The 13,109-nt window shown below is 61.6% G+C and carries 12 protein-coding genes; 9 read left to right on the top strand and 3 right to left on the bottom strand.

Annotated features, from left to right (window positions below; genetic code table 11):
* Positions 1-73: 73 nt before the first annotated feature.
* Complete coding sequence (locus HBN63_RS03320) at positions 74-658, top strand: ACP phosphodiesterase (RefSeq protein WP_170048387.1); 585 nt, start codon at positions 74-76, stop codon at positions 656-658.
* On the opposite strand, the gene HBN63_RS03315 is transcribed toward HBN63_RS03320, so the two are convergent.
* Both HBN63_RS03315 and olsB read right to left on the bottom strand, forming a co-directional pair.
* A complete protein-coding gene (locus HBN63_RS03315; RefSeq protein WP_170048386.1) occupies positions 655-1,434 on the bottom strand; it encodes a lysophospholipid acyltransferase family protein in 780 nt (259 codons plus the stop codon). The genes HBN63_RS03320 and HBN63_RS03315 overlap by 4 nt on opposite strands.
* Before the next feature lie 83 nt (positions 1,435-1,517).
* Positions 1,518-2,276: an L-ornithine N(alpha)-acyltransferase gene (gene olsB, locus HBN63_RS03310; RefSeq protein ID WP_090249004.1), complete on the bottom strand. Its 759-nt coding sequence runs from the start codon at positions 2,274-2,276 to the stop codon at positions 1,518-1,520.
* Positions 2,277-2,424: 148 nt separating this feature from the next.
* Here olsB and HBN63_RS03305 point away from each other — a divergent pair, with 148 nt between their 5' ends.
* The 6 genes from HBN63_RS03305 (at position 2,425) to HBN63_RS03280 (ending at position 7,815) form a co-directional block, all read left to right on the top strand.
* Positions 2,425-3,312, top strand: a complete 888-nt coding sequence (locus HBN63_RS03305) for an acyl-CoA dehydrogenase family protein (protein ID WP_170048385.1) — start codon at positions 2,425-2,427, stop codon at positions 3,310-3,312.
* An 87-nt stretch (positions 3,313-3,399) separates the two neighbouring features.
* On the top strand, positions 3,400-4,185 hold the full coding sequence (locus tag HBN63_RS03300) for an MBL fold metallo-hydrolase (RefSeq protein ID WP_170048384.1): 786 nt from the start codon (positions 3,400-3,402) through the stop codon (positions 4,183-4,185).
* A gap of 226 nt (positions 4,186-4,411) precedes the next feature.
* Entirely contained in the window at positions 4,412-5,503 is a 1,092-nt protein-coding gene (locus tag HBN63_RS03295; protein ID WP_262498877.1) for a serine hydrolase, read from the top strand.
* A complete protein-coding gene (locus HBN63_RS03290) occupies positions 5,500-5,832 on the top strand; it encodes an amidase (RefSeq protein WP_167142403.1) in 333 nt (110 codons plus the stop codon). Before HBN63_RS03295 ends, HBN63_RS03290 begins: the two co-directional genes overlap by 4 nt.
* 123 nt (positions 5,833-5,955) lie before the next feature.
* Positions 5,956-7,113: a phosphatidylserine/phosphatidylglycerophosphate/cardiolipin synthase family protein gene (locus tag HBN63_RS03285; RefSeq protein WP_170048382.1), complete on the top strand. Its 1,158-nt coding sequence runs from the start codon at positions 5,956-5,958 to the stop codon at positions 7,111-7,113.
* Positions 7,114-7,203: 90 nt separating this feature from the next.
* The gene (locus tag HBN63_RS03280) at positions 7,204-7,815 is read left to right on the top strand and encodes a DUF2846 domain-containing protein (protein WP_170048381.1); all 612 of its coding nucleotides are present in this window, start codon (positions 7,204-7,206) and stop codon (positions 7,813-7,815) included.
* Between the two features lie 75 nt (positions 7,816-7,890).
* Here the strand turns inward: HBN63_RS03280 and HBN63_RS03275 are convergent, their stop codons facing one another.
* Positions 7,891-9,066 carry an acetyl-CoA C-acyltransferase gene (locus tag HBN63_RS03275; protein ID WP_170048380.1) on the bottom strand — a complete coding sequence of 392 codons (1,176 nt, stop codon included), beginning with the start codon at positions 9,064-9,066 and terminating at the stop codon, positions 7,891-7,893.
* Positions 9,067-9,237: 171 nt separating this feature from the next.
* On the opposite strand from HBN63_RS03275, the gene HBN63_RS03270 reads away from it, so the two are divergent.
* Complete coding sequence (locus HBN63_RS03270) at positions 9,238-10,920, top strand: fatty acid--CoA ligase (RefSeq protein WP_170048379.1); 1,683 nt, start codon at positions 9,238-9,240, stop codon at positions 10,918-10,920.
* Positions 10,921-11,290: 370 nt separating this feature from the next.
* A complete protein-coding gene (locus HBN63_RS03265; RefSeq protein ID WP_170048378.1) occupies positions 11,291-13,090 on the top strand; it encodes a DUF1302 domain-containing protein in 1,800 nt (599 codons plus the stop codon).
* Positions 13,091-13,109 lie beyond the last annotated feature (19 nt).

Raw genomic sequence — 13,109 nt, 5'->3', positions numbered from 1 at the left:
TCGGCTTTTGACGATATACAGATCGTTCGTGGCGATAGTCATCATCACGCCTGCTGATGTGTAAGCTCATGGGATGAACTACCTCGCGCATTTACACCTCGGCGGCGACGCGCCGGCACAACTTCTAGGCAGTCTGTATGGCGATTTCGTCAAGGGGCCGCTGGCCGGGCAGTGGCCGGCGGATATCGAAGCGGCGATCCACCTGCATCGGCGCATCGATGTGTTCACCGACAGCCACCCGCTGCAAGCGCAGGCACGGGCGCGTTTTGCCATTGAGCGGCGGCGCTACAGCGGCATCTTGCTGGATGTGTTTTTCGATCACTGCCTGGCGCTGAATTGGGGCGACTATGCCGCCGAGCCATTGCCGCGCTTTACCGGGCGGGTGTATCAGGTGCTGGCCGCCGAGCCGCGTTTGCCTGAGCGTCTGGCGCACATTGCGCCACGCATGGCCGCGCAGGACTGGCTTGGCAGTTACCGCGATTTTGCCGTGCTGGACCAGGTGGTCGCGGGGATTGATCGGCGACTATCGCGGCCAGGCTTGCTGGCCGGCGGTGCGGCCGAGCTGGAGCGGCTGTATCAGCCGCTACTGGAGGATTTTCGCCAGTTCTATCCCGAATTGCAGGCCTTCGTGGCGCGCGAGCGTGGACTGGTTGATTAAGCGGCCCGGCTTTCTTCCTCGCGTAGTTCAGCTGTGCCAAACAGCGCCTGGCTGATCGCTTGCTGCGCCGCGCGAGCCAGGGCATTGCGGTTCAGCTCACGGCTGGCAATCGGTGTCAGCAGCTGGATCTGCACTTCACCCAACTCGCTGCCGAGCAAGCGCAGCAGGTGCGAGAGCATGTCGTCATCGCCGATAAACGGCGCCACGCTGCAGGGTTTGCCATCACGCAGGTAACGGATGGCCACTGGCTGTATGTAAACCCCGCTGTCGATCGCGCTGCTCAGCAAGCGGCCGTGGAAGGTGCGCAGCCCCAGCCCATCAGTGGTGGTGCCTTCGGGGAAGATCAGCAGGTTGCGCCCGCGTTGCAAGTGGTTGCCCAGCTGCTGGCTGAGCAGGCCGCTATCACCCGAGCCGCGGCGGATAAACAGGGTGCCGGCCTTGTGCGCCAGCCAACCGGCCACCGGCCAGGTGCGTACCTCGGCCTTGGACAGAAAGGACAGCGGAGTGAGCATGCCGAGCAGCGGAATATCGGTCCAGGACACGTGGTTGCTGACCCACAGCATCGGCTGGCGCGGCAGCTCGCCCTGCACCTGCAAGCGGAATGGCAGCGCTCCTGCCAGGCGCGCGAGAAACCAGCGGGTCAGGCGCTGACGGGTCGGCATCAGGTCATGCCGCACCAGGCGCTCAAGCAAAGTAATGCCTCCGGCCAGCAGGGTGCCGAGGCTGATCACCAGCAGCAGGCGCGCCAGGCGCAGGTATAAACGCACTTTCTTCATCGAACACTCTCGCGACAAAAACACAAACGCCGGCACTGTCTACAGAGTGCCGGCGAGTTGTGCAAGATTACTCCGACCTGCTGTTAAACAGCCGCTTTGAAGTGCCGTGCATAGCGCGGGCACAGCTCGTCACGCTTGAGCAGGATAAACACGTCAGCGACTTGGAAATCCTGGTCCCAGCACGGCTCGCCACAGATCTTCGCGCCCAGGCGCATATAAGCCTTGAGCAGCGGCGGCATTTCGGCGATCACGTTGCTCGGCACATCCAGCGCCGGCAGCGGGGTTTTCGGTTCGGCGCGCAAATGCTCGGTGCACAGGTAGCGTTCGCGCAGGCGCTGCATGATCGCCTGGGCCTGGATGCCACCGTCCTGCATGGAGATGCTGGCGCAGCCCATCAGGTAGCGGTAACCGCCTTCGTTAAGCACTTCTGCCAACTCGCCCCAGAGCACGGCGATGGTCGCGCCGTTGCGGTAGGCCGCGTCGACGCAGGTGCGGCCGATTTCCAGTACCGGGCCTTCGAGGTGTGGCAGGCCGTGCAGGCTGAATTCTTCTTCACTGTAGAAGCGCCCCAGGCTGGCGGCAGCGCGGTGGTCGAGCAGGCGGGTAGTGGCCACCAGCTCACCGCTGTTGAGATCACGCACGCCGATGTGTTGGCAGTGAATGTCGTAGTCATCCATGTCCAGGCCCAGTTCGGCACCCTTGAGCTTGGCATCGAATTCGGCGCTGAATACGCGAAAGCGCAGCGCCTGGGCTTCGCGCAGGGCGGCAGCGCCGTGTAAGCGCTCGGCCTGCAGGCGACGAGCGGGGGTAGTGCGGTCGCGTGTGATTGCCATCTGGGTCATGCCGTCATCTCCGTTAGCCGGCTTTTTGCCTTGCAGCCGGTCGATCTTGTTGGGCAAGCTCAGGCTAGGTAGCGGCGGTGTCACCTCCGTGAATCTTTGGTGATGCTTGTGTGACAGTGACTTCGATAATTCCATTAAGGAGTAATGCATGCCCTGGCAACAGCTGTTGAGCCCGCAAGCGCGCCTGCCGGTCGGGGGGCTGGAGGAGTGGTACGCCAGCCTGCTGGAACGCATCGGCCACCCGGCCCCGTTGCAGCTGGCCTTGCTCGGTGGTCGGCTGGCAGCTACGCCAGGGCTGGCGTTTCTCGCCGGCTATCAGGGCGCGTTGCGCGCACTCTGGCCGGCCGCGCCCTGGACCTTGGGCGCGCTGTGCGTCACCGAAAACCGCAGCACCCGCCCGGCTGATATGACGACGCGGATCGACGCGCTGACCCTTGAAGGCCGCAAGGATTTCGTTACCGCCGCCGAAGCCGCCGACTGGCTCTTGGTGGCTGCGCGTGAGGAAGCTGGCGGCGCGCCGGTGCAGCTGGCTCTAGGCGTGGTGCGCAATGGCGCGCCGGGTGTGCAGATCGAGACGCTGCCAGCGTTGCCGTTGATGCCGGATGTCAGCCATGGCCGTCTGCATCTGCAGGGCGCGCAGTGCGAACGGCTGGCCGGCGATGGCTGGGATGACTACGTAAAACCCTTCCGCACATTGGAAGACACCCACGTGCTGGCGGCGCTGACTGCCTGGCTGTTTGGTGTGGGCCAGGAGTCGGCCTGGCCGCAGGCCCTGCAATTGCGCTTGCTCGGCTTGCTGGCCGGCTGCGCGGAAGTGGCGCGGCAATGCCCAAGTGCGGCGGGCAGTCACGTGATGCTGGCTGGGCTGTTTGCCCAGTTCGACAGCCTACGCCCTGATTTGGACAACGCCTTTGCTGCTGGTGATGCGCATTGGGCGCAGCTCTGGCAGCGCGACAAGGGGTTGCTGACGATTGCCGGCAGCGCGCGCAGCAAACGTCTGCAGAAGGCGCAGGCTGTGCTCGGCATCAACCTTTAACTCGGCATGGCGTGCCGGCTTGATCCAGATCAGTAAGGCTGAGCCGCTGCGTCAGTAAGCTCGCGGGCTTTCGGGAGAGAGCCTGCCATGCGACGCGAGCCCATAGTGCTGTTCGATAACGGCGAGCATCAATGCATGATGTTCGATGATCTGGTCAGCGGGGAGGGCGTGCAGTCCAACCAGTTTCTGATCACCGACAACGAGCAGTACCTGCTGCTCGATCCGGGCGGCGATCTGACTTACACGTCGTTATCGCTGGAGCTGTCCAAGCATATCCCGGTGCAGGACCTGACTTACATCTTTGCCTCGCACCAGGACCCGGACATCATCGCCTCGCTGGACAAATGGCTGCTGCACACGCGTGCACGGGTGATCTGCTCCAAGCTCTGGGCGCGTTTTCTGCCGCATCTGACGGCCAACTACCTGGCACTCAGCCGTGGCATCAACACCTTTGACCGGATCATCGCGCTGCCGGACCGCGGCCAGTCGTTTGCTCTGGGCAAATGCACGCTCAAGGCGGTGCCTGCGCACTTTCTCCACTCGGTGGGCAACTTCCAGCTGTATGACCCGGTGAGCAAGATCCTGTTTTCCGGCGATATGGGCGCCTCGATGGTTGATGACGCGCACCCGGTGAGCGACTTCGTCAACCATGTGCCGAACATGCTTGGCTTTCACCGACGCTATATGGCCAGTAACAAGGTCTGCCGCCTGTGGGCGGCGATGGTCCGAGAGATGGATGTGGCGATGATCGTGCCGCAGCACGGCCGGCCTTTTGTCGGCGCGGAAATGATCAATGCTTTTCTCTACTGGATCGAGAACCTGGAGTGCGGCATGGATCTGATGGGGCCGGAAGATTTCCGTTTGCCTAAATAAGCGCGAGCTTGAAGTCTGCTGCGCATCGGCCCTGCAGCGTTAAAAACAGGTCTCTCGTTCGCGAGACTTTAAACAGCTTTTCGCACAGTGACTTTTCGCGCCGAATCACCGGCTAAACCGGCGTGTTCGGCGCTTTTTGTCGTCATCAGCGCCATGCTACGGTGCCGCCTTCGATCCCAGCAGAGGCGGCTCCATGTCCTTCACTCCCTTTCCCGCGCGGCGGCTGATGCTGGCGTGCATCTTCGCCCTAGGCTGCGCCACGGCGCACGCCGAGAATTGGCCTGGCAACGACTGGTACAGCCAGTTGGTCGCGCCCAGCGCCGCGCTCAGCGAGCTGGAAAACTATGCCTTCCCGGCCCGCGATGACGCCACCCGCAAGGGCGTACGTACCGATGCCCTGTTGGTGATCCGCGATGGCCAGGTGGTTTACGAGCGCTACGCCGCGCCGACCACTGCCGCCACGCCACACCTGACCTGGTCGATGGCCAAAAGCCTGTTGGCCACCACCATGGGTGTGGCCTATGGTCAGGGCCTCTTCCGTCTGGATGCGCCGGTGGCGGATTACTACCCGCCGTTTGCGGCGCATCCGCAGATCAAGGTCGGGCATTTGCTCAATTGGGCCTCGGGCCTGGATTGGCAGGAAGACTATGAATATGCGCCGCTGAAATCCTCGGTGGTGGCAATGCTCTACACCCGCGGCCGCAGTGATATGGCGGCGTTCACCGCCGCGCACAGCGCCGATGCCGAGCCGGGCGAGCGCTTCCGCTATTCCAGTGGCGATACCAACGTGCTCGCCGCCGCGTTGAAGAACATCGTAGGCGAAGCGGCTTACGCCGATTATCCCTGGACTGCATTGTTCGATCCGCTCGGCATTACCACTGCCGTATGGGAGCGTGATGCCGCCGGCACCTTTGTTGGTTCTTCCTACGTGTATATGAGCGCCCGTGACCTGGCCCGTGTCGGCCTGCTGATGCAGCACGATGGTCGCTGGGGCGAGCAGCAGTTACTGCCAAAGGCCTGGGTCGACTTCAACCGCACGCCCTTTGCCAACTACCAGCCACAAGCTGACAAGCCCGGCGAAGCTGTACCAGGCGGCCAGTGGTGGCTGAACGCGGCGGTAGCCGGTGCAAGCAGGCCGTGGCCGGATGCGCCGGAGGACACCCTGGTGGCGTCCGGGCACTGGGGGCAGGGCTTGTATGTGATCGCCAGCGAAAATCTGGTGATCGTGCGCTATGCCGATGACCGCGATGGCAGCTTTGATCGCAACCATTTCCTCAAGTTGGTTCTCGCCGCGTTGGCCGATGAGGTGCAGCCATGATTCGTCGTCGTCCGTTCAGCAGCCTGTTGTTGCTGATTGTGCTGTTGCTCGCCGCTCTTGCCTGGCAGAACCGCGCACACCTGCAAGCCTTCCCCGGCATCATCGGCGCCTACTCGGCCAAGGAATATTGTTCGTGCCGCTATGTGGCGAACAATCCGGCCGACTACTGCGAGGCGTATGTGGCGCAGTATGTTTCGCTCTCCGGCTTTTTCGACGACCAAGCCAACAAGCGCGTGACCGCGCGCGGCCTGGGCAGCACCCAGAGTGCTCAGTGGCTGGGCCCGCGTCAGGGGTGCCAGTTGTTACCGCAGGCTGCGCCGCTGCCGTAACAAGATGGCTATCTGGTCGTTCCGTCGGCAGGGTTTGCAAGGCCCTGCTGGGCGGCTATGGTGGCGTCTCAATTTTCCATGCGTGAGACGCAATGCGCAGAATCAACTGCAACATGAACCGTCATGCCGCATAACGTCTTTCCTTGGCGACGCGGTAACGCGCTGACGTTGCTGATCGACGGGCCGCAGTTTTTCGTGCAGATGCTGGCGCGCATCGACGCCGCGCAGCGACAGGTCGAACTGGAACTCTATCTGGTGGAAAGCGGAGCCTGTGGCAAAGCCCTGCTCGAGTCGCTCTGCGCGGCGGCTCAGCGTGGTGTTGCCGTGCGCTGTTTGTTGGATGCCTTTGGCGCGCAGGGGCTGCAAATGGCGGATCGTCAGCTTCTGCAGGCGGCCGGCGTGCAGGTGCAGTGGTACAACCCGCTGCGCTGGAAGCATGGCGTGCGCAACTTTCACCGTGATCACCGCAAGCTGCTGCTGGTCGATGGGCAATTTGCCTTTGTCGGCGGTACGGGCGCGACCGATGAATTCTGGCAGCCGGAACAAGACAGCAGCCGTTGGCATGAAGTCATGGTGGAAATCAGCGGGCCGCTGGTGGCCGACTGGCAACAGTTGTTCGAGCGTCAGTGGCAGGCGTCTCAGGCGTGGATCGCCTGGCGACCGCGCATGCCGTTACGCCTGAAGAATCTGCCGGCTTTGCCAGCGCTGGGGCAGGGCTTGGGTCGGGTGGCCTTTGCCGATGCGTCGCAGCACCGCGATATCCTGCTCTCTCTGGTGCGCGCCTTACGTGGCGCCAAGCAGCGTATCTGGTTGGCTACACCGTATTTCCTGCCGACGTGGCGGGTGCGCCGCACTTTACGTCAAGCGGCCAAACGGGGTGTAGACGTGCGCCTGCTGCTGGCTGGGCATCACACTGATCATCCGCCGGTGCGCTTTGCCGGGCAGCGCTATTACGCCAGTCTGCTCAAAGCGGGGGTGCAGATATTCGAGTACCAGCCGCGCTTTCTGCACCTGAAGATGGTGCTGGTGGATGACTGGGTCAGCGTCGGCTCGTGCAATTTCGACCACTGGAACCTGCGCTTCAATCTGGACGCCAACTTGGAAGCGCTCGATCCTGCCTTTACCGCCAGCGTGGCAGCGAGCTTTCAGGCGGACTTTGCCGATAGCCAGGAAATCACCCTGGCCGATTGGCGTGCACGGCCCTGGTGGCGCCGGCTGCAGCAGTCTATCTGGGGGGCGCTGGATCAGTTGCTGGTCAACCTGCTCGATCGTCGCCGCTAACCCGCACTTTTTCGGCCCGCACTTTTGTCTGGTGTGGGCCGGGCAGGGCGCCGCTATGCTCGGCCTATAACTCGAATAAGGATGCTGTCGATGCGTGGTCTGCCCTGGCTTGCGGTGCTGTTGGTGGTTGCCTTGAGTGGTTGCTCGACCCCTGGGGCGTTCTTTGGCGCCACCGAGGGCGAAGCGTTTCGTGAGCATGTGCTCAGCGATGACAACCACGCGCTGGTTTACCTCTACCGTCCGCAGAGCGACTGGGCGGATCAGGAGCTAGAAGCTCCGGCGCTGTTTCTGAACAACGCCCGTATAGGCAGCCTGCCGAGCAATGCCTATATGGTGCTGGAGTTTGATATCGCCAGTTACCAGCTGGAGATGCGCCGGCCGTTGTTTGGCACGCACTGGACCTTCTTCGCCGACGGCCCGCTGGACTTCACCCTGATCAGCAGCTTTACCCTGGATGCCGAAGCAGGTGGCATCTACTACCTGCGCTATGACGAACTCAACCCGCCGCCGGTCAATGAGCAGGCGCCCAGTCAGGGCGATGGTCCACTGCAGCTGGTGTCCCGCGAAGTGGCTGCAACAGAAATCGGCACCACCCGTGAAATCCAGCCCTTCGAGCAGATTGCCGCCAGCGGCGAAACCGAGCGCATGCAGCGCAGCTTCTGGCGCAAAGTCGGCAAGTCGCTGGACAAGATCGGCATCTAAAACGCAACGGGCCAGCGCAAGGCTGGCCCGTTACCGCAGCTTGAACATGGCCATTGCGGCCATGCATCGATCCTTTTAGATCAGCTCAACCGCTACAGCAGTGGCTTCGCCGCCACCGATGCACAGCGAGGCGATGCCGCGTTTGCCGCCGGTATTTTTCAGCGCGTTGATCAGGGTCAGGATGATCCGCGAGCCGGTGGAACCTACCGGGTGGCCCTGGGCGCAAGCGCCGCCGTAGACGTTGACCTTGGCGTGATCCAAGCCGTGTTCACGAATAGCCAGCATGGTGACCATGGCGAAGGCTTCGTTGATCTCGTACAGGTCAACGTCGGCCTTGTCCCAACCGGTTTTCTTCAGCAGGTTACTGATCGAGCCAATCGGCGCTATGGTGAACTCGCTTGGGTCCTGGCTCTGGGTGGCGTGGGCGACAATCTTCGCCAGCGGCTTGAGGCCACGCTTGGCGGCTTCTTCAGCGGTCATCAACAGCAGCGCCGAGGCCCCGTCGGAGATCGAGCTGGCGTTGGCCGCGGTGATGCTGCCGTCCTTGCGGAAGGCAGGTTTCAGGCCGGGGATTTTCTCCAGATTGGCGTTCAGCGGCTGCTCGTCATCCTTGATCACGACATCACCCTTGCGGCCGCTGACGGTGATCGGAACGATTTCCGCATCCAACGCACCGCTGGCGATGGCGGCCTGAGCGCGTTTCAGCGACTCGATGGCGTAGGCATCCATCTGCTCACGGGTGATGCCGTACTGGTCAGCAGTTTCCTGGGCGAAAGAGCCCATCAGGCGGCCGGTGCGCGCATCTTCCAGGCCGTCGAGGAACATGTGGTCTTTGATCTCGCCATGGCCCATGCGCAAGCCGGCGCGGGCTTTGGTCATCACGTAGGGCGCGTTGGACATGCTCTCCATGCCGCCGGCGATCATCACGTTGTTGCTGCCGGCCTTGAGCGAATCAAAGGCCATCATCACCGCTTTCATGCCCGAACCGCAGAGCTTGTTGATGGTGGTGCAGCCCGTGGCCGATGGCAGGCCGGCATTCAGCGACGCCTGACGCGCCGGGCCTTGCTTGAGGCCGGCGGGCAGCACGCAGCCCATGATCACTTCCTGCACATCGGCAGGCGCAACCCCGGCGCGCTCAACCGCTGCACGAATGGCAGCCGCACCCAAATCAACCGCTGCAACGCTCGACAGGCTGCCTTGAAAACCACCCATCGGCGTGCGTGCGCCGCTGACAATGACGATATCGGACATCGGAGAACTCCTTAAAGACTGAGGCAAAAACCGTAGAACCCGCCAGGGATTCTACTGCGTGACCAGAAATGGCCAAAGAGTCACGCCCAAAATCATTCTTTGGGCTGATTTGAGCGGGCGGCGAGGGCTCTAGATTGGCGCCACTGATAAAAACCATAAACAGGTATCGCCATGCTGCAGACCCGTCTGATTGCTCCCGCTGAGAATGCTCACCCTGCGCCGCTGTTGATCAAGCGCCTGCTCTTGTCTGGCATTCGTTACGAAAAAACTCGCGAGATCGTCTACCGCGACCAACTGCGTTACAGCTACGCCACCCTCAACGAGCGCATCGCCCGCTTGGCCAATGTGCTCACCGAAGCAGGTGTGAAGGCCGGTGATACCGTGGCCGTGATGGACTGGGACAGCCACCGTTACCTAGAGTGCATGTTCGCCATCCCGATGATCGGCGCGGTGCTGCATACCATTAACATCCGTCTCTCGGCGGATCAGATTCTCTACACCATGAACCACGCCGACGATAAGTTTGTGTTGGTCAACAGTGAGTTCGTCCCGCTCTATCAGAGTATCGAAGGGCAACTGACTACGGTCGAAAAAACTATTCTGCTCACCGACACCGCCGATAAAACAGCCGAGCTGGGTGGCCTGGTCGGTGAATATGAAATGCTGTTGGCTGCTGCCAGCCCGGCCTATGAATTCGCCGATTTCGACGAAAACTCCGTGGCCACCACCTTCTACACCACCGGCACCACCGGCAACCCCAAGGGTGTGTACTTCACTCACCGTCAACTGGTGCTGCACACCATGGCCATGGCCTCGACCGTCAGCGCACTGGACAGCATCCGTCTGATGGGCAATGCCGATGTGTACATGCCCATCACCCCGATGTTCCACGTGCATGCCTGGGGCGTGCCGTATGTGGCGACCATGCTCGGCGTCAAGCAGGTATACCCGGGTCGCTATGAGCCGGAGTTGCTGATGAAGCTGATCCAGCAGGAGAAGGTCACCTTCTCGCACTGCGTGCCCACCATCCTGCAAATGCTGATGAACACCCCGAGCGCCAAAGGCCATGATTTTGGCGGTCTGCGCATGATCATCGGTGGCAGCGCCCTCAATCGCGCCCTTTACGAAGCCGCTAAGGCCACCGGTATTCAACTCACGGCCGCCTATGGCATGTCGGAAACTTGTCCGCTGATCTCCTGCGCCTATATCAATGAAGAGTTGCTGGCGGGCAGCGAAGACGAGCGCACGGCCTACCGCATCAAAGCCGGCGTGCCCGTGCCTTTGGTGGAAGCGGCAATCATGAACAGCGAAGGCCAGTTGCTGCCCAACGATGGCGAAGCCCAGGGTGAATTGGTACTGCGTGCGCCTTGGCTGACCCAGGGTTACTTCCGCGAGCCGCAAAAGAGTGAAGAGCTGTGGGAGCACGGCTGGCTGCACACCGGCGATGTGGCCGCTATTGATGACATGGGCTTTATCGAAATTCGCGACCGCATCAAGGATGTGATCAAAACCGGTGGCGAGTGGATTTCCTCTCTGGAGCTGGAAGACCTTATCAGCCGTCACCCGGCGGTTCGTGAAGTGGCAGTGGTTGGCGTGGCCGATCCGCAGTGGGGCGAGCGCCCGTTTGCTCTGCTGGTGCTGCGTGACGGGCAAAGCCTGGATGCCAAAGGCCTCAAAGAACACCTCAAGCCTTTTGTCGATCAGGGCAGCATCAACAAGTGGGCGATACCGTCGCAAATTGCACTTGTTACCGAAGTTCCCAAGACCAGCGTCGGCAAGCTGGATAAGAAACGCATTCGCCTGGATATCGCTCAGTGGCAGGCCGCCGGGAGCGCGTTTTTGTCGACTGTCTGAACCGGTGTGCGGCGGATGTAGCAGCGTGCTCGTCCGCAGTGCAGCGTCACTGTAATAAGGCTGTAAGGCCCGCCCAGCAAGGCTTTACCTGTGGTGGCGAAGGTGCAGGTTCAACGCGGTAGGTTATGAGTAGCAGGCGGGTTAGTGTAGGTAGAAGATTGTTTTTAAGTGACTGCTCAGTCAAACAAGCGTTTGGCTTGCTAATTGCTCTTAACAACCCATTCTTGGTTCGGTCGGGAGCGCCAAACACGCCGAAACCTGCGAGCCAGAGTGCCTGAGGGCTGCAAATCACACTTTAGAGGGATCACGCAGTAGTACCCGCTGGCTATAGTCAAAGCATCCATAACAAAAAACACATGGAGTAGCGTCGATGACAACAAAAACAAAACCCTACTGGCGCCTGGCAAAACTGCCGCTGGCCGTCAGCCTCGCTTCCACCCTTGCCGCTCCGGCATTCGGCGTCACTTTCAATATCGGTGAGATCGAAGGGCAGTTCGATTCGTCGCTGTCGGTGGGGGCGAGCTGGTCGACCGCCAAACGGGATCGTGACCTGATCGGTTCGTCCAATGGCGGTACCGGCTTCACCCAGACCGGTGACGACGGCCGCCTGAACTTCAAGCGCGGCGAGACCTTCTCGAAGATCTTCAAGGGTATCCACGATCTTGAACTTAAATACGGCGACACCGGCGTATTCGTGCGCGGCAAGTACTGGTATGACTTCGAACTGAAGGACGAAAGCCGCCTTTTCAAGGACATCAGCGATAGCAACCGCAAGGAGGGAGCACAGTCATCGGGGGCCGAGATTCTCGACGCCTTCATCTACCACAACTACGCGATCGGTGACCAGCCTGGATCGGTACGTCTGGGCAAGCAGGTGGTGAGCTGGGGTGAGAGCACCTTCATCATCAACGGCATCAACGCGATCAACCCGGTCGACGTCGCCGCCTTCCGCCGCCCAGGTGCCGAGGTCAAGGAAGGCCTGATCCCGGTCAATATGCTCTATGTGGCTCAGAGTCTGACCGACCGGTTGTCTGCCGAGGCCTTCTACCAGTTGGAGTGGGACCAGACGGTCGTCGACAACTGCGGTACCTTCTTCGCCGTCGACGTGCTGCAGGATGGTTGTGCCAGCAACTACCATGTGCAGAGCTATCCCGCGGGACTGGCCGGCGCCCTGGGCGCCGTGGGAGCCGCCGGCAGCTCCGAGGGTGTCATGCTGCGCCGTGCCGGAGACAACGATGCGCGCGACAGCGGCCAGTGGGGCGTGGCCCTGCGCTGGCTGGGCGACGAGGCCGAATACGGCCTGTATGCGCTCAACTACCATAGCCGCACGCCGAACGTGAGCTACATCAATGCCGATGCGGCATCCATTGCCGCCATCGCGACTACCGCGGGACGTCTTCCGGCGGCTTTCCAGACGCCATTCGTTTCCCTGGGCCTGCTGGGAACCGGCAGCTACTTCCTGGACTACCCGGAAGACATCCGCCTGTATGGCGCCAGCTTCTCGACCACCCTGCCCACCGGCACCGCGTGGCAGGGCGAGATCAGCTACCGGCCGAACATGCCGCTGCAGATCAATACAGTCGACACTACCGGCTGGTTGGCCAGCGGCATCGGCGGTGCGCTGGCCGTCGGCAACGTATCGGCGGCGCTGGCCCAGGCCGGGCAGGCGCACCGAGGTTACAACCGCAAGGAAGTCACCCAGTTGCAGACCACCTTCACCCACTTCATCGATCAGGTACTCGGCGCCGAGCGGATGACCCTGGTCGGCGAGATCGGCTACACCCGCATCGGTGGCCTGGAAAGCCTGGACAAGGTACGTTATGGCCGCGATGCGATCTACGGCGGTTACAACGATGCGAGCGCCATCGCCATGAACGGCCGGCATGGCTTCTACACCTCCGGCTCCTGGGGCTACCGGGCGCGTGGCATCCTCGACTACAACAACGTGTTCGCCGGTATCAACCTCAAGCCGAATGTAGCCTGGTCCCATGACGTGGACGGCTATGGGCCGGTGTTCAACGAAGGCGCCAAGGCCATCAGCATCGGACTCGATGCCGAATACCAGAACACCTACACCACCAGCCTCTCCTACACCAACTTCTTCGGCGGCGACTACAACACTTTGGTCGACCGCGACTTCCTGGCCGTCAGCTTCGGCGTGAGCTTCTAAATGCGAACGAGGAATAAGG

It is taken from the genome of Pseudomonas sp. WS 5011 (genome assembly GCF_012985775.1).
In the GTDB taxonomy this organism is placed as follows: Bacteria; Pseudomonadota; Gammaproteobacteria; order Pseudomonadales; family Pseudomonadaceae; genus Aquipseudomonas; species Aquipseudomonas peli.
The sequence above is the reverse complement of the archived record's forward strand: the minus strand, read 5'-3'. Positions and strand labels throughout refer to the sequence as shown.